We start from the raw sequence: 21728 nt of genomic DNA, 5'->3' as shown, positions 1-21728 counted from the left end.
CGCTTTTCAGCGTCGATGGATGTGCTACCATTTTGCCGTCTGACCTACCTCACAGACCGCCACCATCATCTCTCAGGGCGTTCAAAATCAATAACAGGCAAGCTGCAACGGCTTGCGTAGGGGAGTGACGCGATGAAATCCGCTTTCAATCGATCAATACTTGCGTTCGCGGCGATCGTGCTGCTGGCGGGGACGACCTTCGCCAGTGCGCAGCAACAGACAGACAAGAATCGTGCGCTGAAGAAGTACGAATCGGGCACCAAGGAATTCTGGACCCATCCGCCGGACGACTGGTTCCTCGGCGACGAGACCGAAGCGCAGAAGGGCCTTGCCCCGCCGTCCGGTCCGCCGACCGGTGCGTCGGATTCCGAGCTCGCGACGATGATGAAGAAGATCAAGCTGCCGCCGGGCTTCAAGATCGAGGTCTATGCCTCGAACGTGCTCGCCGCGCGGCAGATGGCCTGGGGTGACAAGGGCACGCTGTTCGTCGGCTCGTTCGGGCTCGGCAACGTCTATGCGATCAAGGACAACAACGGCAAGAAAGAGGTCAAGACCATTCTCAAGGGCCTCAACATGCCGACCGGCCTCGCCTTCCGCGACGGCGCGCTCTACGTCATCGCGGTCGACAAGCTGATCAAGTACGACAACGCCGAAGCCAATCTCGACAATCTCGGCAGCGGCAAGGTGGTGTATGACGACATGCCGTCCTACGCGGCGCATGGCTGGAAATACATCGCCGTCGACAAGGAAGGCTGGTTCTACATTCCGTTCGGACCGCCCTTCAACATCGGCATTCCGCCGACCTCGGTGTCGCAGATCCGCCGCGTCGATCCGAAGACCGGCAACGCGGAAATCTGGGCGCTCGGCGTGCGCAACTCGGTCGGCGGCGACGTCGATCCACGCACCGGCAAGTACTGGTTCACCGAGAATGCCCGCGACTGGATCAGCGACGATCTGCCGAGCGACAAGCTCAACATGATCTCGAAGATCGGCGAGCACTTCGGCTATCCCTATTGCCACCAGGGCAACCTGCCGGACACCAAGTTCGCGATGGGTCACAAGTGCTCGGAGTTCACCCCGCCGGTGTACAATCTCGGTGCGCACGTCGCGCCGCTCGGCATGAAGTTCTATACCGGCAGCCAATTCCCGGCCGAGTACAAGAACAGCATCCTGATCGCCGAGCACGGCTCCTGGAACCGGCATAAGTACCAGGGCGGCCGCATCGTGAAGATCACCGCGAGCCCTGACGGCAAGAACGCCAAGCAGGAGATCTTCGCCGACGGCTGGATCGAGGGTGACCAGGGCTATCTCGGCCGTCCCGCCGACATCCTGCTCGACAAGGATGGCTCGATTCTCGTCGCCGACGACTGGGCCGGTGCGATCTATCGCATCAGCTACAGCAAGAAGTAACGGTTGAAACAATGCGGGGCTGCGGTGGCCGATCAGGCAGCCGCAGCCCCGTTTACGTGGTTCGGCAAGCCCAACGACGGAACAGACTCGTCATGCCCGGACTTGATCCGGGCATCCATCCAAACAAAAACCCTTCTGCAAGCCAGATGGATTACCGGGCCAGGCCCGGCAATGACCCGTGGAGAAAACTGGCAATGCGTGTTGCGTCCTTTGCAATCCTGTTCGCGGCGGTGATCGCAGTTGCGTCGTCCGCCAATGCCGCCGATGTCGCCGCCGGCAAGGCGAAGGCCGAAATCTGCGCCGCTTGCCACGGCGACAACGGCATCTCGCAGACCGAGAACATTCCCTCGCTCGCCGGCCAGCTCGACCAGTACGTTCAATGGCAGCTGGTGTTCTTCCGCGCCGGCGCGCGCAAGAACGAGCAGATGCAGCCGATCGTCGAGCAGCTCAACAACGACGACATCCGCAATCTCGGTGCCTATTTCGCGTCGCTGACGCCGTTCAAGGGCGGCAAGGACGACAATCCGGACTTGTCCGAAAAGGGCAAGCAGGCCGCCGCCGGCCGCCGCTGCGCCTCATGCCATGGCGATACGTTTGCCGGTACCAAGGCGGTGGCCCGCATCGCCGGCCAGCGCGAGGAATATCTCGTCAAGGCGCTGCACGATTACAAGTCGGGCCAGCGCTCCGGCGGCGCCCAGGCCGCGATGGCCGATGTTGCCTATCCGCTGAGCGACGAAGAGATCACCGCGCTCGCGCATTATCTGGCGCATTTGTAGGTACGAAAAATGTGCGTAGCCCGGATGGAGCGCAGCGCAATCCGGGGCGCTCTATCTGCCGCGAGATGATTCCCGGATTTCGTTCCGCTCCATCCGGGCTACAAGATCACCCAGCCCGCTGCTTCTCATACGCCTTGAGATGCGTGTAGGCCGTGCGCAGCTTCGGCACCGGGATCTTGGCGGCGTCGGCGCGCACGATCAGGTCGCCGATCACGTGATCGGCCTCGACCGGCAGCCCCGCCTTGATGTCGCGGAACATCGATGCGGTCATCGGCGAGCCCTCGGTGGTCAGGAGCCCGCGGGTGCGCTGGAAGAACGGTCCGCCCGGGCCATGGCCGGCGTCGGCGGCGATCGCGCTGCATTCGTCGAGGATGCCGAGCAGGAAATCCTTGCCGCCGGGCGCGGCCAGGATGTTGCCGACCGAGGTCCGCATCAGGCTGGTGGAGGCGGCGAGCGAGGCCAGGAACACCCACTTCTCCCACATGTCCTGCATCACATGCTCGCTGGCGTTGGCGCCGTTGATCGCCGAGAAAGTTTCAGCGATCGCGCGCACCCGGTCAGACAGGCCGCCGGCGCGCTCGCCGAAGCCGAGCGACTGCATCGGCTGCAGCTGCACCACCTCGCGCTTCTCGTTCAGCGTCGCCGCGATCGCGCACAGGCCGCCGAGCACATGCTGAGCTCCGAACGTCTTGTCGAGCGTATCGAGATGCAGCATGCCGTTGAGCAGCGGGATGATCGCGGTCTTGTCGCCGACGGCGGGCGCAAAGGACTTGATCGCATCCTCGAGATCGAACGCCTTGCAGCTCAACAGCACGACGTCGAACTTGTCCGACAGCTTGTCGGCCTGCACGGTCGGCGGGTTGTTCAGCGTGACATCGCCGTTCGGGCTCTTGATCACGAGCCCGGCGGAGGCGAGCTCGGAAGCGCGGCGAGGGCGCACCAGGAAAGTGACGTCGCGGCCGGCCTGAAGCATCCGGCCACCGAAATAACCGCCGATCGCACCGGCGCCGACCACGAGAACGCGCATGGGAATTTGTCCTTCTTTGTTGTTGCCCGAGGAGGCGAGCGAATAGGGAGTAGCGAATAGATAAGGATACTGTTCGACTATTCGCTACTCGCTATTGGCCATTCGCTCATCTCACTTTCCCGATACCATTTCCTCGACTTCGCGCAGCTGCTCCTTGCCGAAGAAGATCTCGTTGCCGACGAAAAAGGTCGGCGAGCCGAACGCGCCGCGCTCGACGGCGGATGAGGTATATTCGATCAGCTTGGCCTTCACATCCGCGTCCTGTGCGCGGGCGAACAGTTTCGCGGCGTCAAGGCCGGAGGAGGCGATGGCTTTACCGGCGACCTCAGGATCGTCCATCTTCTTGGGCTCGACCCACATGTGGTGGAAGGCGGCCTCGATATACTTCTCGAACACGCCCTCAAACTGGGCGGCGACCGCCGCGCGCATCAGGTTCAGCGTATTGACCGGGAAAAACGGGTTCCAGGTGTAGGGCTTGACGTTGAAGCGCTTGAGAAAGCGTTCGGTCTCGATCTTCTGAAACTCCGGCTTGTTCCTGACGCCCGCCAGCGTCTCGGCCGGCGACTTGTTGTTGGTGGCCTTGAAGATGCCGCCGAGCAGGATCGGGACATATTCGAACTTGACGCCGGTGCGCTTTTCGATTGCCGGGATTGCTTCATGGCTGAGGAAAGCGTTGGGGCTGCCGAAATCGAACAGGAATTGCGGATTTTGGCTCACGGCGGTCTCTCCCTCGGCCTGTCTAGTTTGGGCTTATTTAGCATGGACCGGCTGTCGCAGGCGCCATCTGTAGAATATGATAGTCATCATGTGAGCCGCGGCGCGCGATGTCAAATCAGCCGCTTGATGGTCTGCTTGCGCCATACCAGGGCGTAATAGGCCATCTGCAGCACGAACATGGTTGCGAAGGTGACGGGATAGGCGATCCAGATGCCGCTGACTCCGATGGAGCGGCTGAGCAGGATCGCGACCGGCACCTCGACCACCGCGATCGCCAGCGTCGAGAGCAACAGCGGCATCCACACCGTGCCGCCGGCGCGCATCGCGCCCGAGAACACCGTCGCCATACCGAACAGCACCATGCTCCACAGCACGATGTACAACAGCTGCTGCGCCAGCCTGAGCACGGCATTGTCGACGATGAAGAAGCCCATCAGCGGCCGCGCGAAGAGATAGCCGAGCACGACCAGCCCGCCGGTCAGCGCGAGATTCATCTCGATCCCGGTCCGGACGATGGCGCCGACCCGGGCGGAATCGCCGCGGCCGATCGCCTGCGCGCCGAAGATCGACACCGATATCGCGATCGAGATCGCCGGAAACTGCACATAGCCGATCACCTGGTTAACCGCGCCATAGGCCGCGGTGGCGTCCGAGCCGAAGCCGTTGACGAGGCCGAGCAGCACCAGTTCGGCGAGCGAGACCACCACCATGCCGATCGCGGTCGGAATGCCGAGCCGCAGCACGATGCGCAGCAGGGCGCCGTTCGGCCGCATCGCGCGCAGGAACGCGGCGTCGAAGGCCAGCGCATGGCGGTGCCGCAGCATATGGACATGCAGCCACAGCAGCGTGACCACGCCCGAGACCGCGGAGGCGACCGCAGCGCTGGCGACGCCGAGCATCGGCAGGCCGAGCCAGCCGCGGATCAGCGCCGGCGTCACCACCAGGCCGATGGCGGTCGAGACCGTCAGCGCGACCAGCGGCGTCACGGTGTCGCCGACGCCGCGCATCATCGCCGTCAGCAGCAGGAATGCGAAGGTTATGGGCATCGTGATCATCATGATCCGCGCATAAGCCACGGCAGCGTCGAGGACGTCGGATGGCGTCGCGAGCGCGATCAAGAGCGGGCGGGCGAACAGGCCGCCTGATATCGCGATCGCCAGCGCGAGCAGCAGCGTCACGGTCATGGTCGTGCCGGCGACCGCTTTCACCCGGTCGGGCTCGCCGGCGCCCCAGGCCTGGCCGATCATGACCGAGGCGCCGGCGCTCAGGCCGATCACGAAGGAAATGAAGAAGAACATCACCGGAAAGAACACCGAGACGGCGGCGAGCGCGTCGACGCCGATCATCTGGCCGAGATAGACGCCGTTGATGGTGCCGAACAGCGACTGCAGCACGTTGCTGAGCAGCATCGGCGCGAGGAAGGCGAGGAAGGCTTTGCGCAGGGAGCGAGGGTTGGACACGTTCAACTTCCAAAAATTGCGACGTCAGGGACGGCGGCGGACGAGGGGCTGCGGTTCAGTTCGATCAGAACCGAATCGCCGGCAGGCCGGGCCGCCATCCATGTCACTCGAAACCAGTCAGTCCGCTTGATCGCTATAGGCGAGCCGGATCGCGTGATCGCGGATGTCGGCCGGCCAGTCCGCGATCAGCGTCGCAAAGCGGCGCCGGTCGTGGGCGAACAGCGCGCGGATCGCATCTTCATAGTTCGGCCGGTTGCCGGCCATGACAGTCATGAAGCGATAGGCGGCGTCCTGCGCGCTGCGCGTGCGATCCTTGTCGCCGCTCGCGCGGCGCGCCTCGTCGACCAGCTTGCGGATCGCAACCGATGCACCGCCCTTCTGCTGCGCGAGCCAATCCCAATGCCGTGGCAACAGCGTGATCTCGCGCGCGACGACGCCAAGCTTCGGACGTCCCGGGCCGCGCGGCGCGGTCGGCGTCGGCTCCTCGTCGCGCGCAGGTGCGGGCTGCGGCAGCCGCGCCAGCACGTCGTCGACCGAGCCGCGGAAATCGATATCGACCAGCGCCGAGGTGCGGCCGTTGAACACCAGGATCGCGGCGTCCTTGCGTTGGTCGAGGTGTTGCTTGGCGGCGCGCGCAACCTCCGGGAGGTCGCCGGCCCCGATGCGGTGCTCGCCTTCGAAGGCGACATAGGCAGGATTCATGGTAGACCTCTCAGATTGCGCGACATACTGCCCGGGTAATTCTTGGCAATCGCGGCGCGTGGATCTCGACTTTCTGGTTTCCCGCTGGCACCAAACGCCGCCCGATTGCGCTGATCTTTCAGAGGATGCCATGCTGACGGTTCATCACCTCAACAATTCCCGCTCGCAGCGCGTGCTGTGGCTGCTCGAGGAATTGGGCGTGCCCTACGAGATCGTGCGCTACCAGCGGCAGCCCGACATGCGGGCGCCGAAGGAGCTGCGCGCGATCCATCCGCTCGGCAAGTCGCCCGTCGTCACCGACAACGGCCACACGATCGCGGAATCCGGCGCGATCCTCGAATACATCATCGCGACCTACGGCAACGGGCGCCTGATCCCGCCGGCCGATACGCCGGAGCGGCTGCGCTACACCTATTGGCTGCACTACGCCGAGGGTTCGGCGATGACGCCGCTGCTGCTGAAGCTCCTGTTCACGCTGATGCCGAAGCGCGCGCCGGCGCTGCTGCGGCCCTTGGTGCGCAAGGTATCCAACACGGCGCTGTCCACGCTGGTCAATCCGCAGCTCAAGCAGCACATGGCCTATTGGGAAGGCGAGCTCGGCAAGAGCGAATGGTTCGCCGGCAGCGAGTTTTCCGGCGGCGACATCCAGATGAGCTTTCCGCTCGAGGCCGCCGCGGCGCGCGGCGGGCTCGAGGACGGCCATCCCAAGTGTGTCGCGTTCCTGGAGCGTATTCACGCCCGCCCGGCCTATGCGCGGGCGCTGGAGAAGGGCGGGCCGTACCAGGTCGGCCGGTAAATTCGCGGTCATCGCGGCAGCTCGACCCGCGGCAGCAGCCGCGAATCCGCCAGCGCCGCGGTGCGGTGTCCGATGCCGGCGAGGTAGGCCTCCGCCACCGCGAAGGCGAGGAACGCGCCACGGCTCTTCTGCCGGATCAGCATCGCGCGGTCCCAGCGCTCGCCCTCGGGCCCGATCAGGAACGGGCGGCCTTCACCCCTGAACAGGATGTCGCCGCCGCTCTTGCGCAGATGCGGGAGCGTGTGCGCGACATAGCGGTCGTAGGCCGCAGCTCCCGCGATCGGCCGCGGCGGGGCGAGCTCCGGGCTTTGCGAATAGTCGGCGATCGCGCGGAAGCGCAGCAAATTGAGCATCACCAGCTCGCCCGCGATCTCGCGCTGGGCAAAGTCGCGCCCGGCGTTCCAGGTCGGCTCGAGATAGCAGGCGGCGGTGTCCATGTCGGTGTCCCATCGAAGGTTGATGGCACTTTTTACCCGGGCATAATTGCTTTGTCAATAATACCCGGATATAAATAGCCCGACAGAACGACAGGAGTCACCATGAAGACCGAGGACCGCAAGCAAGCCATCGCCGACTACAAGAAGCGCGCGAGCGTTGCCGGCGTATTCGCGATCCGCTGCCGCGCGACCGGTGAGGTTTGGGTCGGGCAGGCGCTCGACCTCGACAAGATCGAGAACCGCATCTGGTTCACGCTGCGGATGGGCAGTCATCGCAACGCCGAGCTGCAGCGCGCCTGGTCGGGGCATGGCGCGGACAATCTCTCGCTCGAAACGCTGGAGCGGATCGAGGACGAGGAGCTCGCCTATGTGCGCGACACGCTGCTGAAGGAGCGCGTGCAGCATTGGCGCGCGGAGCTGAATGCGTTCGCGGTGTAGCCTAGTGTGACGGCAGCGGCTGCACGGTGACGCCGGGCGGCGGCACGTCGTCGTCGGGCACGAAGAAGTCCGACATCAGCGGCACCGAGGGATCGACGCGGTAGCGCTCGAAGTCGCGGACGCCATTGGCATAGAGCACCTTGTCGTCGATGCAGAAATGCCCGGTGAATTCGCGCGACGGCCGGGTGATGATCGCGTAGGCCGCATCGCCCATGATCTCGGGCGTGCGGCTCGCGCGCATCATGGCGTCGCCGCCGAGCAGATTGCCGACCGCGGCGGTCGCGATCGTGGTGCGCGGCCACAGCGCGTTGACGGCAATGCCGGCCGATTTCAATTCGCCCGCGAGCCCGAGCACGCACATGCTCATGCCGAACTTCGCCATCGTGTAGGCGGTCGAGTGCTCGAACCATTTCGTCTTCATGTCGAGCGGCGGCGACAGCATCAGGATGTGCGGATTCTCCGCCTTCTTCAGGTGCGGGATGCAGTATTTCGACACCATGAAGGTGCCGCGGGTGTTAATCCCCATCATCAGGTCGAACCGCTTCATGTCGGTCGCCTGCGAATTGGTCAGGCTGATGGCGCTGGCATTGTTGACGCAGACGTCGATGCCGCCGAACTCGGCGACGGTCTGCTCGATCGCCGCCATCACCTGCGCCTCGTCCCTGATGTCGCAGAGCACCGGCAGCGCCTTGCCGCCGGCGGCGCGGACCTCGTCGGCGGCGGTGTAGATCGTGCCCTTCAGCTTCGGATGCGGCTCGGCGGTCTTCGCCGCGATCGCGACATTGGCGCCGTCACGCGCGGCGCGCAGCGCGATCGCCAGCCCGATGCCGCGGCTCGCGCCCGAGATGAACAGCGTCTTGCCTTTGAGCGACGTCATGAGAATGGCCTCCAGTTAGGGACGCACCATTGTCAGGCTCCCTCTCCCCTTGGGGGAGCCCGAGGCGAGCGAAGCTCGCTCTCGAGGTTGGGGTGAGGAGTATCTTTCCGCCTACCCATCCGCATGCAGCACGCGGCCGCGGGTTTCCGGCAGCGCGTAGGCGGCAATGAAGAACACGCCGTAGGCCGCCACCGCGAAGATCGCGATCGCGTTGGCGAGCGTGGTCGTGGTCGACAGCGCGCCGACCAGGAACGGGAACAGCGCGCCGATGCCGCGGCCGAAATTGTAGCAGAAGCCCTGGCCGGAGCCACGCAGCCGGGTCGGATACAGTTCGGTCAGGAACGCGCCCATGCCGGAGAAATAGCCCGAGGCAAAGAAGCCGAGCGGGAAGCCCAGCACCCACAGCACCTCGTTGGACAGCGGCAGCTGGGTGTAGAGCAGCACCACTGCGATCGCGCCGATCGAGAAGATCAGGAACAGGTTGCGCCGGCCAATCCGGTCGGCGAGCCAGGCGCCGACGAGATACCCGATGAAGGAGCCGATGATCAGCGTCGCGAGATAGCCGGTCGAGCCGACCACCGAGAGCTTGCGCTCGGTGGTGAGGAAGCGCGGTACCCAGAAGGTGATGGCGTAATAGCCGCCCTGCATGCCGGTGCCGACCAGGGAGGCCAGCAGCGTGGTCTTCAGGATCGGTCCGTGGAAGATCTCCCACAACGCGGCGGGGCCGCTGCCAGAGGCCTGCGCCTGCGCCATGGTCGCGGCGGAGATTTCCGGCTCGGTGACGTAGCGGCGCAGGTAGAACACGAGCAGCGCCGGCAGTGCGCCGATCACGAACATCCAGCGCCAGGCGTTCTCCGCCGGCAGCACCGAGAACAGGATCGCCTGCGCCAGCACCGCGAGGCCCCAGCCGACCGCCCAGCCCGACTGCACCGAGCCGACCGCACGTCCGCGATACTGCGGCCGGATCGCCTCGCCGATCAGCACCGCGCCGGCGGCCCATTCGCCGCCGAAACCGAGCCCGAGCAGCGCGCGGGCGATCAGGAGCTGATCGAAATTCTGCACCAATGCGCAGACCAGCGAAAAGAACGAGAACCAGACGATGGTGAGCTGCAGTGTCTTCACCCGGCCGATCCGGTCGGACAGATAGCCGCCGAGCCAGCCGCCGACGGCCGAGGCCAGCAGCGTCACGGTGCCCGCGAGGCCGGCGGTGCCGGGGTCAACTTTCCAGAGCGTGATGATGGTGCCGATCACCAGCGGATAGATCATGAAATCCATGCCGTCGAGCGTCCAGCCCGACGCGCAGGCCCAGAACGTGCGCCGCTCCTGCAGGTTCATGTCGCGATAGAAGGCGAGGAGGCTGGTGTCCTCGATCTCTGCGACTTCCATTGACTTGGATTCGGCCGTGCTCATGCGCGTTCCCCGGAGAAATCTTTCACCGGCTGTTTGCGATCCGCGGCCGGAGGTGCGCGGACCGCCAATCTATCGCGATGTTGCAGGCGGGGCAAAGCCGCGTTTGCACGCCTTAGGTGCGGATCATCCTTTAGTACCCCGCGGCCTCCGAGCCGCGCGTGCGCGGATCCGGCGCGCCGAGCAGACCGTTGGTCGTGACGAGGATCGAGTTCGCGGAGGAGTAGCCGAGCGGCTCGACCAACTTGTGGCCCTTGGCCTTCAGCTCGGTCAGCACCCCGTCGGGAAAGCCGCGCTCGATCCGAACCTCGTCGGGCAGCCATTGATGGTGCATGCGGGGCGCGGCGACCGCGGCCGCGATGTCCATCTTGTAGTCGATCACGTCGACGATGATCTGCGTCACGGCGGAGATGATGCGGCTGCCGCCGGGCGAGCCCGTCACCAGCACCGGCTTGCCGTCCTTCAGCACGATGGTCGGCGACATCGACGACAGCGGACGCTTGCCGGGTCCCGGCAGATTGGCCTCGAAGCCGACCAGGCCGAAGGCGTTGGAGGCGCCGGGCGCTGCGGTGAAATCGTCGAGCTCGTTGTTGAGCAGCACGCCGGTGCCGTCGGCGACGAGGCCGACGCCGTACGGGAAGTTCAGCGTATAGGTGTTGCTGACGGCGTTGCCGCCGGCATCGACGACAGAGTAATGCGTGGTGTTGTCGCCTTCGTGCGGCTGCTTGGCGTTGCGCACATCGGTCCAGGGCGTGGCGCGGGCAAGATCGATGGTGGCGCGCTGTTTGGCGGCATAGTCCTTGTCGATCAGCAATTGCGTCGGCGCGTCAACGAAGGCGGGATCGCCGAGATAGCGCGCGCGATCGGCATAGGCCCGCTTCATCGCCTCGATCATCACATGCAGCGAGGCGGCCGAGCCCTGCTTCATGTCGGACATCGGAAAGCCTTCGAGGATGTTGAGGATCTCCAGCAGCACGACGCCGCCGGAGGAGGGCTGCGGCATCGAGACGATGTCGTAGCCGCGATAGCTGCCGCGGATCGGCGTGCGGATCACCGGCTGGTAGGATTTCAGATCCTCGAGCGTAAAGATGCCGCCGGCATTCTTGATGCCGCTGACAAGCTTCTCGGCAACCGGACCTTCGTAGAAGCCGCGCGGGCCCTGTTCGGCAATATCAGTCAATACGCCGGCGAGATCGCCCTGGATCAGGCGGTCGCCCTCGCGCAGCGGCGTGCCGTCGGCGTGCGAGAATGTTTTGGCCGAATTCGGCCAGCGCGACATGCGGCGATACATGTCGTTCAGCGTGTCCGATGTGTCGTCGGTGACGATGAATCCGTCACGCGCGAGATCGATCGCGGGCTTGAGGATCTGCGCCAGCGTGAACTTGCCGGAGCCGTATTTCTCCAGTGCGAGCGCGAGACCCGCGACCGTACCGGGCACGCCGATCGCGAGCGCGGAGTTGCGCGACTTGTCGGGATCGGGCTTGCCGTCGGCGTTCAGGAACATGTCGCGGGTAGCGGCCTGCGGCGCAGTCTCGCGATAGTCGATCGCGACATCCTCATTGCGCCCGGCGAGATGGATCACCATGAAACCGCCGCCGCCGATATTGCCGGCGCGCGGATAGGTCACCGCCATCGCGAAGCCGGTGGCGACCGCGGCGTCGACCGCGTTGCCGCCCTGTCGCAGGATGTCGGCGCCAACTTGCGCAGCCAGCTTCTCCTGCGCCACCACCATGCCGTTTTCGGCGTGAATGCTGCGAATCGTGTCCGCGGCTGAAGGTTCATAGAAGCGGCGCTGGACCTGGCCGAGGGCGGGCGTCGCGATACCAATCACCAGGAGAGCGGCAAACAGCCGTCGCGACATCGTTGCCGTCAGCGCCATCGAAATGTCCTGCCCTGTTCATCGCCGTATCAGTCAAACCGGCCCATGCTATATGGGAGCGGATTGGAGCGGCAAAAGCCTGCCTGTGGTTCGAGTTGGGAATATCTTTCGCGATGACGGCAACAATGCAGACGGGCGCCGGTGACGCGAAGGCCACCACCAAGGTTTATCCTGGCCGCGCCGCCGTCATCAGCTGGATCTTCTTCGACTGGGCTGCGCAGCCATATTTCACGCTGATCACGACCTTCGTGTTCGCGCCTTATTTCGCGCGCTTCGTCGCGCCTGATGCCGCGAGCGGCCAGGCGCTGTGGGGCTTTGCCACCGCGGCGGCCGGACTTGTGATCGCGCTGCTGTCCCCGGTGCTGGGGGCAATCGCCGATGCCAGCGGCCGGCGCAAGCCGTGGATCGCGGGCTTCGGTGCGCTGCTCGTGATTGGCGCCAGCGCGATGTGGATCGGCAAGCCCGGCAATCCCGACATCATCCCGGCGCTGCTGCTCGCCTATGCGATTGCGAGCGTCGGTGTCGAGTTCGCGACCGTGTTCAACAATGCGATGATGCCGACCCTGGTGCCGCCGGACCGGATCGGGCGGCTGTCAGGCACCGGCTGGGCCACCGGCTATGTCGGGGGCATCCTGAGTCTTGTTCTCGTGCTCGGCTTTCTTGCCGCCAATGCCGAGACCGGCCGCACGCTGTTCGGCTTCACGCCGCTGTTCGGTCTCGATCCCGCCATGCATGAAGGCGACCGCATCACCGGTCCGCTGACCGGGTTGTGGTTCATCATCTTCGTGACGCCGATGTTCCTGTTCACGCCGGACTATCCGACGAAGCGCCCGATGCGCGCGGCGCTCGGCGAAGGCCTGCGCGAGCTCAGGCAATCGTTGTCGAGCCTGCCGAAGCAGAAGTCACTGGCGCGCTTCCTGCTGGCGAACATGATCTACACCGACGGGCTGGTCTCGCTGTTTGCGTTCGGCGGCATCTATGCCGCAGGCACGTTCGGCTGGGACACGATCCGGATCGGTACCTTCGGCATCATCCTCGCGGTGGCCGGCACGTTCGGCGGCTGGATCGGTGGCAAGCTCGATGATGCATTCGGACCGAAGCGCGTGATCACCGCCAGCTTGCTGATCCTGCTGTTTGCGATCGTCGTGATCCTCACCGTGAACAAGGATTCCGTCCTGTTCATCCAGGTCGTGCCGCCGGTGCCTGGCGGTCCGTTGTTCGCGGGCGCCGCCGAGCGCGCCTACATCGTGCTGGGCTGCCTGATCGGCGCCACCGGTGCGCCGCTGCAGGCCGCCTCGCGCTCGCTCCTGATCCGCCTCGCGCCGAAGGATCGCATCGCGCAGTATTTTGGCTTGTTCGCGCTTACCGGCAAGGTGACGTCGTTCATCGGCCCGCTCCTGATCGGCGCGATCACCGCGGCGACCGCGAGCCAGAAGGCCGGCATGGCGGTGCTGGTGGCGTTCTTCGTCGCGGGACTGGCGCTATTGGCGAAGGTGCGGGAGTAAACCACCGCCGTCGTCCCGGCGCAGGCCGGGACCCATACCGCGTGATCCATCGAAGGCGCGCTGGGGCTAGTGTCCCGAGTCACAAGTTCGCAATCATAGATTCGCAGTAGATTCGCGTCGCTGTGCCAAGGATGGAGGCAAACAGCGGCGGAGTCTCCAATGGCGGTCCAGCAACTTGCCCCCCTGATATTGAGTGATGATGAGCGGGCTGAACTGACGTCGCTGACGATGCGGCGGAAGACGGCTCAGGCGCTGGCTCTGAGAGCCCGGATCGTGCTGACCTGTGCGGAAGGTGGTCAGAACACGGAAGTGGCGGTCAAGCTCGGGCTGGACCGGCAGACCGTAGGCAAGTGGCGGCGGCGCTTTATGGCACAGCGTGTGGCCGGGCTGCACGACGAGCCGCGTTCCGGCGCGCCGCGCACGATTGACGATGCCCGCATCGAAGCCGTGATCGTGAGGACGTTGGAGAGTTGCCCTGAGAACGCCACTCATTGGAGCTCCCGCGACATGGCCAAGACCAGCGGCCTATCGGTATCGACGGTCCAACGCATCTGGCGGGCCTTCGGGCTCCAGCCGCACCGGATGGAGACGTTCAAGCTCTCGACCGATCCGAACTTCGTGGCCAAAGTGCGCGATGTCGTGGGCCTCTACGTCTCACCACCCGAGCACGCCATCGTTCTGTGTGTGGATGAGAAGTCCCAAATCCAGGCGCTGGACCGCAGCCAGCCGTTGCTGCCGATGCGTCCCGGCCAGGCGGCCCGAAGGAGCCATGACTACAAAAGGCATGGCACCACATCGTTGTTCGCCGCCCTCGATATTGCGACGGGACGGGTCATCGGCAAATGCTACGGGCGCCACCGCACCGCCGAGTTCCGCAAGTTCCTTGACGAGATCGAGGCTGCCGTACCGCGCGAACTCGACGTCCATCTCGTCATGGACAATTACGTCACGCACAAGACCCCAATGATCCGGAGATGGCTCGCCAAAAGGCCGCGTTGGCACGTGCACCTGACCCCGACCAGTTCGTCATGGCTCAACCAAGTCGAGCGCTTCTTCGCGCTCCTCACCGATAAGAAGATCAGGCGCGGCGTCTATCGCAGCGTAGCCGCCCTCAGGGCGGACATCGCCTCGTTCATCGAACGACACAACGCCGATCCAAAACCGTTCCGATGGACCAAATCCGCCGATGATATCCTTGCTTCCATCGAGCGCTTCTGCCGTTACAATGCCCCGGCAAAACAAGCCCCGATGTTGCGAACTTCTGGTTCAGGACACTAGTTGTCCCTCACCAAGCAACATGGGTGGTTATGGGTCCCTGCTTTCGCACTAGCGGGGACGACAGGTTTGTAGCCCGGATGGAGCGAAGCGCAATCCGGGGTCTTTGGTCCGCGGAGAAACCGCCCCGGATTTCGCTACGCTCCATCCGGGCTACAGGTCGTACTCAATGCCGGAAATGCCGCACGCCGGTGAACACCATGGCGATGCCGTGCTCGTCGGCGGCCTTGATCACCTCGTCGTCGCGCATCGAGCCGCCGGGCTGGATCACCGCGGTGGCGCCGGCCTCGATGCAGGCGAGCATGCCGTCGGCGAACGGGAAGAAGGCGTCGGAGGCGACCACCGAACCCTTGGTCAGGGGCTCGGCGAGCTTCAGCTCGGCGGCCGCGTCCAGCGCCTTGCGCGCGGCGATCCGTGCCGAATCGACCCGGCTCATCTGGCCGGCGCCGATGCCGACGGTCGCGAGGTCCTTGGCGTAGATGATGGTGTTCGACTTGACGTGCTTGGCGACGCGGAACGCGAATTTGAGATCGCGCAGCTCGGCGTCGGTCGGCGCACGCTTGGTCGCGACCTTCAGGTTCATGTCCTCGACCACCGCATTGTCGCGGCTCTGCACCAGGAGGCCGCCGGCGACGGTCTTGGCGGTGAGGCCGACCGCGCGCGCGTTCGGCAGGCCGCCGGCGAGCAGCAGGCGCAGATTGCGCCGGCCGGCGATGATCGAGATCGCCTCCTCGGTTGCGTCGGGCGCGATGATCACCTCGGTGAAGATGCCGATGATGGCGCGCGCGGCGTCCGCATCGAGCGTGCGATTGACCGCGATGATGCCGCCATAGGCCGAGGTGGAATCGCAGGCCAGCGCGCGGGCATAGGCGGTGGCGAGATCGGGGCCCTCGGCAACGCCGCAGGGGTTGGCGTGCTTGACGATGACGCAGGCCGCGGTGCGCTGCGGATCGAACTCGCCGACGCATTCATAGGCCGCGTCGGTGTCGTTGATGTTGTTGTAGGACAGTTCCTTGCCTTGCAGCTGGCGTGCGGTCGCAACGCCCGGCCGCTTCTCCGGCGTGGCATAGAACGCTGCGGTCTGGTGCGGGTTCTCGCCATAGCGCAGCGACTGGATCAGCTTGCCGCCGAAGGCGCGGAAATCCGGCGCCTTGGTGTCGAGCTGCACGGCAAACCAGTTCGAGATCGCGGCGTCATAGGCTGCCGTGCGCGCATAGGCCTTGGCGGCGAGCCGCCGGCGCAACTGAAGCGAGGTCGCGCCCTTGTGCGCGGCGAGCTCGTCGAGCACGGCAGAATAGTCGTTCGCCTCGACCACTACGGCGACGTCGTCATGGTTCTTGGCTGCGGCGCGGATCATCGCGGGACCGCCGATGTCGATGTTCTCGATGCACTCCTCGAAGCCGGCGCCTTTGTCGACGGTGGCCTCGAACGGATAGAGGTTGACGACCAAGAGGTCGATCGGCGCGATGCCGTGCGAGGCCATCGCCGCGGTGTGTTCCTTGTTGTCGCGGATCGCGAGCAGGCCGCCATGCACCTTCGGGTGCAGCGTCTTGACCCGGCCATCCATCATCTCCGGAAAACCGGTGAGCTCGGAGACGTCCTTGACCTTCAGCCCGGCCGCCGCGATCGCCTTGGCGGTGCCGCCGGTCGAGACCAGCTCGACGCCATGGTCGGCCAGCGCCTTGGCGAAATCGATCAGTCCGGTCTTGTCGGAAACGGACAACAGAGCGCGGGTCACGCGGCGAAGCTGCTCGGTCATATCGGAAAATCCCTGGCTGTTAAGGCAGCCGGGTAGCATGGTTTTGTGCCGTACGAAACCGGTACATGCGCCTGATTCCCCGCAAATTGAGGGTGGTCCGGTATTCTTTCCCCGTCACGCTGAGGAGCGCGCAGCGCGTCTCGAAGGGTCGACGGCCACCGGCGGGGCCGTGCATCCTTCGAGACGCCGCTTCGCGGCTCCTCAGGATGACGGGTTGGAGGACTCACCCGTCCTACAGCGGCAGTTCCGGCTCGCGGCGGGCGTTGCGGCGCGCGGTGGTGGCGGAGGCCGAGGTCGAGGAGCGCACGAAGCTCCAGCGGATGGTGCCGGCCTGCCTCGCGTCCTGCCGGATCACGATCTGGGAGGTGCGGCGCGGGCCGTCATTGCCGGCCAGGAACACGCTGTCCTCGAGATCGACCTTGTCGTCCATCGCCTCGAAGGTCCAGACGTCGCGGTTGGGCAGCACCAGCATCACGCCGCGGGCATCCGACAGCCGGCTCGCCTTCACCGAGGGATGCAAATGGAAGCGCAGCGCGAAATCGGCCTCGCTGCCCTTGATGCGGCCGCCCGGCGCCGGCGACAGCGAATCTTCGCCCTCCAGCCGCGTGCCGTCCTGCGAGACCATCAGCACACGGCGGTGGATCACGCCGAAGCGCGAGAGATAGCCGTCATGCGAGGCGGTGAGCACGTCGCCGTCGGGAACGGCTTCGCGGTAGCTCTCGACATTGCTCGGACCGCTGGTGATGGGCGCGCCGCGGAGCAGCCGCTTCATCGCCGACAGCTCGACGAACTGGCATGACGAGGCGTCGCGATAGGTCAGCGTCGAATGCGCCGCGGTGGAGCGCGCGAACGGCCGCCAATTGTCGCGGCCTGTGCTTGGCATGCCGCAATTGACGACAATGCGGCTCACCCCGGAGGAGAGCTCGAACGACAGGCAGCCGGCATGCGCGTCCTGGCTGACGCTGGCCGGCGGCGGCGGGCCGGTATCGATGATCAAGGCGGTGTTGCCGGCATCAAGCCGCTGAAAGCCGGTATGCGGCATGCTCGCCATCGGCACGCCGCGGGTGTCGTCATAGGCGAGCAGCGTCGCGACGAGATCGGACGGCGCGGTGCTCATGCCGTTGAACAGCGCGAAGCTGCCGTCGCCGTGCCGGAAGAAGCGCAGCATCGGCATCATGCGGTCGATCGCGTTGAGCAGCGCCGGCGGCGGCGCGATATTCCGTGCGGCAAAGGTCTGCCGCAGCGGCAGGAGATCGCTGAGCAGCTCGACCAGCGCGCCGGGATTGCGCGAGATGTGGCCGCCATCGGGCAGGATCTGGCGCTGCAATTCGTCGGACAGCTTGCGCGTCGCCGATTTGATGTTGCGCGCCTGGTTGGCGAGACAGAGCGAGGCGTAGCACAGCGCGATCAGCACCTGCAGGCGCGGAACGCCGTCATTGTCGAGCGTCGCGTGGCGCAGATAGCGGATCTCGCGCGCCAGCCCGCGCAGATATTTGCGGTAGAATTTTCCGTCGGTGTCGCCGAGCACCAATGGAGCCTGCGACAGCAGCGAGATCACCCGCCGCGCGCGCACATCGGCGCGGCGCTCCAGCGGCCGCTTGCGGGCCTGGTTGGAGATCCAGTCGTCGACCAGCGAACGGGCGTTGGCGCGGGTCAGCGCGGTGTCGGCGGCGCGCAGGTGGCGCAGCCAGCCAAAGCCGAGCAGGGCGGCTTCCCAATCCTCCGACGGTGGCTCGAGATCGAAGATCGAGCGGCCGTGGCAGGTGACGATCTTGCCGGCGAAGACGAATCGTCCGGCATAGATCTCGGCCGCGCGGGTGGCGTCGGCGGTCCGCAGATCGTGCGGGGCGATGACCAGCCGGTCGGTGCGGCCGGGCCAGAGCCGCGACAGCGCAATCGTGCTCCCGCTGGCGCGTGCGAGCATGCTGCGGGCAAAGCGGCCAGCAATCAGCGTCGAGATGCGTCTGCTTTGAGCGACCGACACGCCTAACCTTGCGGGGAGGGAATTTTCAACGAATCCTTATTTAGTCCGGAAACGCGGCCAAGACACCTGCCAAGACACCTGCCCAGGCACCTGCCCAGGCACCCTCTTGATACCGCACGAATCACTTCGAGCTTAGAGGACTGAAGTTTAAAATCAGGATTTAACCAGCCGGGCCGCGTAAAATCCGTCCAGCCCGCCGAGCCGCGGGTCGGCATTGGGCAAATGGCTCGGCAAAGTGCGCAGATCGCCGTCGGCGGTGATGATGTCGTCGAGGCCGGCGACCTCGCTTGTCTCGACCGGCGCACGGCGCAGGCCTGATTCGCTCGCCAGCAGCGCGGCGATCGCGTGCTCGCCTTCCTCCGGCTCCAGCGAGCAGGTGCAGTAGACCAGCGTGCCGCCGGGCTTCAGCAGATTGGCGGCTTTTTGCAGCAGCCGCTTCTGCAGCGCCGACAGCGCGGCGATGTCGCCTTCCTGCCGCAGCCAGGCGACGTCGGGGTGGCGGCGGATGGTTCCCGTCGAGCTGCAGGGCGCATCGACCAGGATACCGTCGAAGCTTGCGGCCTCGGCGGGCCATTCGGCGGCGTCGGCAATGACGGTCTCGGCCTGCAAGGCCAGACGCGTGAGATTGTCGCGCAGCCGCGCCACGCGCGCCGGCGAGCGGTCGACCGCGGTGACGTGCGCGCCGGCCAGCGCGAGCTGGGCGGTCTTGCCGCCGGGCGCGGCGCAGAGATCCGCGACCGCCTTGTCCTTGATGTCGCCGAACAGCCGCACCGGCAGCGCGGCGGCGGCGTCCTGCACCCACCACTGTCCTTCGGCAAAGCCGGGCAGCATCGTGACGGAACCCTGCAGCAGCGTGCGCACGGTTCCCGTCGGCAGCGTCTCGCCGTGCAGGCGGGTCGCCCATTGCGCCGCGTCCGACTTCACCGTCAGATCGAGCGATGGCTCGTGGCCGAGCGCAAGCGCCATGTCGCGCGCGGTAGCTTCGCCGTAATGCGCGTTCCAGCGCGCCAGCATCCATGGCGGCAGGTCCAGGGTCTGCATGCTGATCTCGTCGATCAGGCCCTGGCCCTCGCGCGCGCAGCGGCGCAGCACGGCGTTGATGAGCCCGGCATATTTCGCGGCGCGCCGGTCGGACTGCACCAGCCGCACCGAGAGATCGACCGCGGCATGGTCGGGCACGTCCATCCAGAGAATCTGTGCCGCGCCGATCAGGAGCGCGCTCTGCGCGCGCGGCGCATCGGTCGGGATGCCGCGATCGAGCAGGCGCGACAGCAGATGGCCGAGCGTGCCGAGCTTGCGCAAGATGGTCGACACCAGCCGGCGCATCAGCGCACGGTCGCGATCGGCGAGCGATTTCAGGCCGGGATGCGCGCCGGCGCCGTCGAGCTGGTCGTCGAGCGTGCGGTGCTTGTGCAGCACGCCATCGAGGATGTCGGCCGCGATGCGGCGAGCCGCGAGACCGGGGACTTCGGCAGGTACTGCAAATCTTGAAGGAGGCATGAAGCGGAGATATCTCGAAGGTGCTGAGTTACATTCGGCTCATGCCCATCAACTCCATACCACCTCTGGCATGCGAATATGCCAAATGTAAGAATCGCCTTGCGGGATTTCGTGATCGTGATGTCGTCACTGAGCCAGTACAGAGATACGGAATCCGCAGGCAGAAAGTTTTGCCATGTCTGATAAATCGCCGTTGTCATCGCCGCTGGAGGCCGCGCCGCGCAAGCCGCTGACGCCAGCCGCGCAACGCGCGCTCGCCGAGGCCGCGGCGCGGCGCAGGGCTGCAGAGGAGGCGGCCGCGCAGAACGCGGCGGCGCGGCCGAAGGAGTTCCAGGGTCCGAAGGGGCCGGAACCGACGCGTTACGGCGATTGGGAGACCAAGGGCATCGCCTCGGACTTCTGAGAGCCTTGCCTGACGGCTCGACTCGCGCCAGTCTGGGAAAATGTCCCCATACGAAAGAATAAATGCTTATCGTGGGACGGGACGTCCGCCCTTCCGAAGATCACCTTGGGGCCGCCGCGTCTCGGCGGCGCTGCCATGGGTGTTCGTGCTCGGCATTGCCGTCGGCAGCACGCTGCCGATCCGACAATGGGTGCATCTGCCGCCGCATTGGTCGCTCGGCAGGTCGCGCGACACCGACGTGATCTGGCAGCGGGCCGGCGCGCCCGACATCAGGCACAACGTTGATGTGATCAGGACGATCGACGGCGACACGTTCGAGGCGCGGGTGCATTTCTCGCCGGGCCCGGATCTGTACACGCGAGTCCGGCTGCGCGGCATCGATGCGCCGGAGCTGAAGGCGTCCTGTGCGCGCGAACTGCAGATGGCGCAAGCGGCGACGGTGGCGCTGCGTGACCTGCTCGGCCAGGGCGACGTCGCGATCTACAATGTCGGTCCCGACAAATATCAGGGCCGTGTCGTCGCCGACGTCGCGACCAGGAAGACCGACAACGTCTCGGCCGCGCTGCTCGCGGCCGGTCATGCGCGGGCCTACAATGGCGGGCACCGGTTCGGCTGGTGCGGATATTTCGCGCGCTAGGCGACAGCTCAAACCAGGCTGGGCAAACAAAAGCCGCGCATCTGCGCGGCCTTGCTTTGGACGAGGCGCTGTGCCTGATCAGCGGGTGACGACGACCGTCGTGCCAATCTCGACGCGCGAATAGAGGTCGGTGATGTCGCTGTTGAGCATGCGGATGCAGCCGTAGGAGACGAAACCGCCGACCGAGCCCGGCACGTTGGTGCCGTGGATCGCATATTCACCGCCGGCCAGCGTCATCGCAGCGACGCCCATCGGGTTATGCGGCGAGCCGCCGGCGATCACGTTCGGGATGCTGGGCTTGTCGCGCTTGACCTCGGCGGGCGGCGACCAGGCTGGGTTGCGATATTTGCCGTCGATCTTCGTGGTGCCGGCCCACTGCTTGCCGGACTTGCCGACACCGACCGGATAACGCATCGCGTGGCCGGAATCGAGAATGAGGTAGAGCCGCCGTTCGTTGGTCTTCACTACGATGGTGCCTGGCTCATAGTTGTCGGCGTGTATTCCCACCATTTCCGGCCGGGCTTCGGCCGCCTGCGATATCAAAGCAACCGCACCAAGGGTGGCAGCCAGCGCCACCGCAAACTTCCTCGACATCAACCTCTCCACTTCCCAACAGCTCCCGCAAGGAAGCCAAAAACGAAGATGCAGAGCCCTTGAAAAACCGGGCCTGCCGGTCTCACGCACGCAACATTAACTGCGTGTGTTAACCGGGTGGTTTCACACCGGCCGCGAGACACGT

20 protein-coding genes are annotated in these 21728 nt (G+C 65.5%); 8 read left to right on the top strand and 12 right to left on the bottom strand.

Annotated features, from left to right (window positions below; all coding sequences use genetic code 11):
• Nucleotides 1-132: 132 nt before the first annotated feature.
• Nucleotides 133-1410: a PQQ-dependent sugar dehydrogenase gene (locus tag ACVMB1_RS33545; protein ID WP_076833625.1), complete on the top strand. Its 1278-nt coding sequence runs from the start codon at nt 133-135 to the stop codon at nt 1408-1410.
• 194 nt (nt 1411-1604) lie between these two features.
• On the top strand, nt 1605-2186 hold the full coding sequence (locus ACVMB1_RS33540) for a c-type cytochrome (RefSeq protein WP_076833623.1): 582 nt from the start codon (nt 1605-1607) through the stop codon (nt 2184-2186).
• A gap of 106 nt (nt 2187-2292) precedes the next feature.
• Here ACVMB1_RS33540 and panE read toward each other — a convergent pair whose 3' ends face one another.
• From panE to ACVMB1_RS33520, 4 genes are all read right to left on the bottom strand, one after another.
• On the bottom strand, nt 2293-3213 hold the full coding sequence (gene panE / locus ACVMB1_RS33535; RefSeq protein WP_076833621.1) for a 2-dehydropantoate 2-reductase: 921 nt from the start codon (nt 3211-3213) through the stop codon (nt 2293-2295).
• 111 nt (nt 3214-3324) lie between these two features.
• On the bottom strand, nt 3325-3930 hold the full coding sequence (locus ACVMB1_RS33530; RefSeq protein WP_057021342.1) for a 2-hydroxychromene-2-carboxylate isomerase: 606 nt from the start codon (nt 3928-3930) through the stop codon (nt 3325-3327).
• Nucleotides 3931-4040: 110 nt separating this feature from the next.
• Nucleotides 4041-5390: an MATE family efflux transporter gene (locus ACVMB1_RS33525; RefSeq protein WP_200844512.1), complete on the bottom strand. Its 1350-nt coding sequence runs from the start codon at nt 5388-5390 to the stop codon at nt 4041-4043.
• A 117-nt stretch (nt 5391-5507) separates the two neighbouring features.
• Complete coding sequence (locus tag ACVMB1_RS33520; RefSeq protein ID WP_057021341.1) at nt 5508-6092, bottom strand: DUF2239 family protein; 585 nt, start codon at nt 6090-6092, stop codon at nt 5508-5510.
• Nucleotides 6093-6222: 130 nt separating this feature from the next.
• On the opposite strand from ACVMB1_RS33520, the gene ACVMB1_RS33515 reads away from it, so the two are divergent.
• Complete coding sequence (locus ACVMB1_RS33515; protein WP_456849676.1) at nt 6223-6888, top strand: glutathione S-transferase family protein; 666 nt, start codon at nt 6223-6225, stop codon at nt 6886-6888.
• A gap of 8 nt (nt 6889-6896) precedes the next feature.
• Here the strand turns inward: ACVMB1_RS33515 and ACVMB1_RS33510 are convergent, their stop codons facing one another.
• Entirely contained in the window at nt 6897-7325 is a 429-nt protein-coding gene (locus ACVMB1_RS33510) for a DUF1330 domain-containing protein (RefSeq protein ID WP_076833617.1), read from the bottom strand.
• Between the two features lie 102 nt (nt 7326-7427).
• On the opposite strand from ACVMB1_RS33510, the gene ACVMB1_RS33505 reads away from it, so the two are divergent.
• Nucleotides 7428-7763, top strand: coding sequence for a GIY-YIG nuclease family protein (locus ACVMB1_RS33505; protein ID WP_057021339.1), 336 nt, complete (start codon nt 7428-7430; stop codon nt 7761-7763).
• 1 nt (nt 7764) lies between these two features.
• Here the strand turns inward: ACVMB1_RS33505 and ACVMB1_RS33500 are convergent, their stop codons facing one another.
• The 3 genes from ACVMB1_RS33500 to ggt all read right to left on the bottom strand — a co-directional run bounded on the left by ACVMB1_RS33500 (nt 7765) and on the right by ggt (nt 11926).
• The gene (locus ACVMB1_RS33500; RefSeq protein ID WP_076833615.1) at nt 7765-8640 is read right to left on the bottom strand and encodes an SDR family oxidoreductase; all 876 of its coding nucleotides are present in this window, start codon (nt 8638-8640) and stop codon (nt 7765-7767) included.
• Between the two features lie 111 nt (nt 8641-8751).
• Nucleotides 8752-10050, bottom strand: a complete 1299-nt coding sequence (locus ACVMB1_RS33495) for an MFS transporter (protein ID WP_076833613.1) — start codon at nt 10048-10050, stop codon at nt 8752-8754.
• 130 nt (nt 10051-10180) lie between these two features.
• On the bottom strand, nt 10181-11926 hold the full coding sequence (gene ggt, locus ACVMB1_RS33490; protein ID WP_076833610.1) for a gamma-glutamyltransferase: 1746 nt from the start codon (nt 11924-11926) through the stop codon (nt 10181-10183).
• Between the two features lie 125 nt (nt 11927-12051).
• Between ggt and ACVMB1_RS33485 the strand changes: the two genes are divergently transcribed.
• Nucleotides 12052-13431: an MFS transporter gene (locus tag ACVMB1_RS33485; RefSeq protein ID WP_076833609.1), complete on the top strand. Its 1380-nt coding sequence runs from the start codon at nt 12052-12054 to the stop codon at nt 13429-13431.
• Between the two features lie 159 nt (nt 13432-13590).
• Nucleotides 13591-14709: an IS630 family transposase gene (locus ACVMB1_RS33480; RefSeq protein WP_141343495.1), complete on the top strand. Its 1119-nt coding sequence runs from the start codon at nt 13591-13593 to the stop codon at nt 14707-14709.
• A 163-nt stretch (nt 14710-14872) separates the two neighbouring features.
• Here the strand turns inward: ACVMB1_RS33480 and purH are convergent, their stop codons facing one another.
• From purH to ACVMB1_RS33465, 3 genes are all read right to left on the bottom strand, one after another.
• On the bottom strand, nt 14873-16465 hold the full coding sequence (gene purH / locus ACVMB1_RS33475) for a bifunctional phosphoribosylaminoimidazolecarboxamide formyltransferase/IMP cyclohydrolase (RefSeq protein ID WP_057021334.1): 1593 nt from the start codon (nt 16463-16465) through the stop codon (nt 14873-14875).
• Nucleotides 16466-16697: 232 nt separating this feature from the next.
• The gene (locus tag ACVMB1_RS33470; RefSeq protein WP_076835003.1) at nt 16698-18449 is read right to left on the bottom strand and encodes a heparinase II/III family protein; all 1752 of its coding nucleotides are present in this window, start codon (nt 18447-18449) and stop codon (nt 16698-16700) included.
• 153 nt (nt 18450-18602) lie between these two features.
• On the bottom strand, nt 18603-19949 hold the full coding sequence (locus ACVMB1_RS33465; protein ID WP_076835002.1) for an RsmB/NOP family class I SAM-dependent RNA methyltransferase: 1347 nt from the start codon (nt 19947-19949) through the stop codon (nt 18603-18605).
• Nucleotides 19950-20124: 175 nt separating this feature from the next.
• Here ACVMB1_RS33465 and ACVMB1_RS33460 point away from each other — a divergent pair, with 175 nt between their 5' ends.
• The gene (locus ACVMB1_RS33460) at nt 20125-20352 is read left to right on the top strand and encodes a DUF1674 domain-containing protein (protein ID WP_057021331.1); all 228 of its coding nucleotides are present in this window, start codon (nt 20125-20127) and stop codon (nt 20350-20352) included.
• A gap of 40 nt (nt 20353-20392) precedes the next feature.
• Nucleotides 20393-20989 (top strand): thermonuclease family protein, encoded by a 597-nt coding sequence (locus ACVMB1_RS33455; RefSeq protein ID WP_210262897.1) that lies wholly within the window; start codon nt 20393-20395, stop codon nt 20987-20989.
• A gap of 78 nt (nt 20990-21067) precedes the next feature.
• Here the strand turns inward: ACVMB1_RS33455 and ACVMB1_RS33450 are convergent, their stop codons facing one another.
• A complete protein-coding gene (locus tag ACVMB1_RS33450) occupies nt 21068-21583 on the bottom strand; it encodes a L,D-transpeptidase (RefSeq protein WP_076835001.1) in 516 nt (171 codons plus the stop codon).
• Nucleotides 21584-21728 lie beyond the last annotated feature (145 nt).

The organism is Bradyrhizobium sp. USDA 4504, from assembly GCF_054063995.1.
This window is presented reverse-complemented; position numbering and strand designations above follow the sequence as displayed.

What these genes read in the sequence shown, in the direction of transcription:
- ACVMB1_RS33545 (WP_076833625.1), top strand. Translation starts at nt 133, where the DNA reads ATGAAATCCGCTTTCAATCGATCAATACTTGCGTTCGCGGCGATCGTG.
- ACVMB1_RS33540 (WP_076833623.1), top strand. Translation starts at nt 1,605, where the DNA reads ATGCGTGTTGCGTCCTTTGCAATCCTGTTCGCGGCGGTGATCGCAGTT.
- panE (WP_076833621.1), bottom strand. Translation starts at nt 3,213, where the DNA reads ATGCGCGTTCTCGTGGTCGGCGCCGGTGCGATCGGCGGTTATTTCGGT.
- ACVMB1_RS33520 (WP_057021341.1), bottom strand. Translation starts at nt 6,092, where the DNA reads ATGAATCCTGCCTATGTCGCCTTCGAAGGCGAGCACCGCATCGGGGCC.
- ACVMB1_RS33515 (WP_456849676.1), top strand. Translation starts at nt 6,223, where the DNA reads ATGCTGACGGTTCATCACCTCAACAATTCCCGCTCGCAGCGCGTGCTG.
- ACVMB1_RS33510 (WP_076833617.1), bottom strand. Translation starts at nt 7,325, where the DNA reads ATGGACACCGCCGCCTGCTATCTCGAGCCGACCTGGAACGCCGGGCGC.
- ACVMB1_RS33505 (WP_057021339.1), top strand. Translation starts at nt 7,428, where the DNA reads ATGAAGACCGAGGACCGCAAGCAAGCCATCGCCGACTACAAGAAGCGC.
- ACVMB1_RS33500 (WP_076833615.1), bottom strand. Translation starts at nt 8,640, where the DNA reads ATGACGTCGCTCAAAGGCAAGACGCTGTTCATCTCGGGCGCGAGCCGC.
- ACVMB1_RS33495 (WP_076833613.1), bottom strand. Translation starts at nt 10,050, where the DNA reads ATGAGCACGGCCGAATCCAAGTCAATGGAAGTCGCAGAGATCGAGGAC.
- ggt (WP_076833610.1), bottom strand. Translation starts at nt 11,926, where the DNA reads ATGGCGCTGACGGCAACGATGTCGCGACGGCTGTTTGCCGCTCTCCTG.
- ACVMB1_RS33485 (WP_076833609.1), top strand. Translation starts at nt 12,052, where the DNA reads ATGCAGACGGGCGCCGGTGACGCGAAGGCCACCACCAAGGTTTATCCT.
- ACVMB1_RS33480 (WP_141343495.1), top strand. Translation starts at nt 13,591, where the DNA reads ATGGCGGTCCAGCAACTTGCCCCCCTGATATTGAGTGATGATGAGCGG.
- purH (WP_057021334.1), bottom strand. Translation starts at nt 16,465, where the DNA reads ATGACCGAGCAGCTTCGCCGCGTGACCCGCGCTCTGTTGTCCGTTTCC.
- ACVMB1_RS33465 (WP_076835002.1), bottom strand. Translation starts at nt 19,949, where the DNA reads ATGCCTCCTTCAAGATTTGCAGTACCTGCCGAAGTCCCCGGTCTCGCG.
- ACVMB1_RS33460 (WP_057021331.1), top strand. Translation starts at nt 20,125, where the DNA reads ATGTCTGATAAATCGCCGTTGTCATCGCCGCTGGAGGCCGCGCCGCGC.
- ACVMB1_RS33455 (WP_210262897.1), top strand. Translation starts at nt 20,393, where the DNA reads ATGTCCCCATACGAAAGAATAAATGCTTATCGTGGGACGGGACGTCCG.
- ACVMB1_RS33450 (WP_076835001.1), bottom strand. Translation starts at nt 21,583, where the DNA reads ATGTCGAGGAAGTTTGCGGTGGCGCTGGCTGCCACCCTTGGTGCGGTT.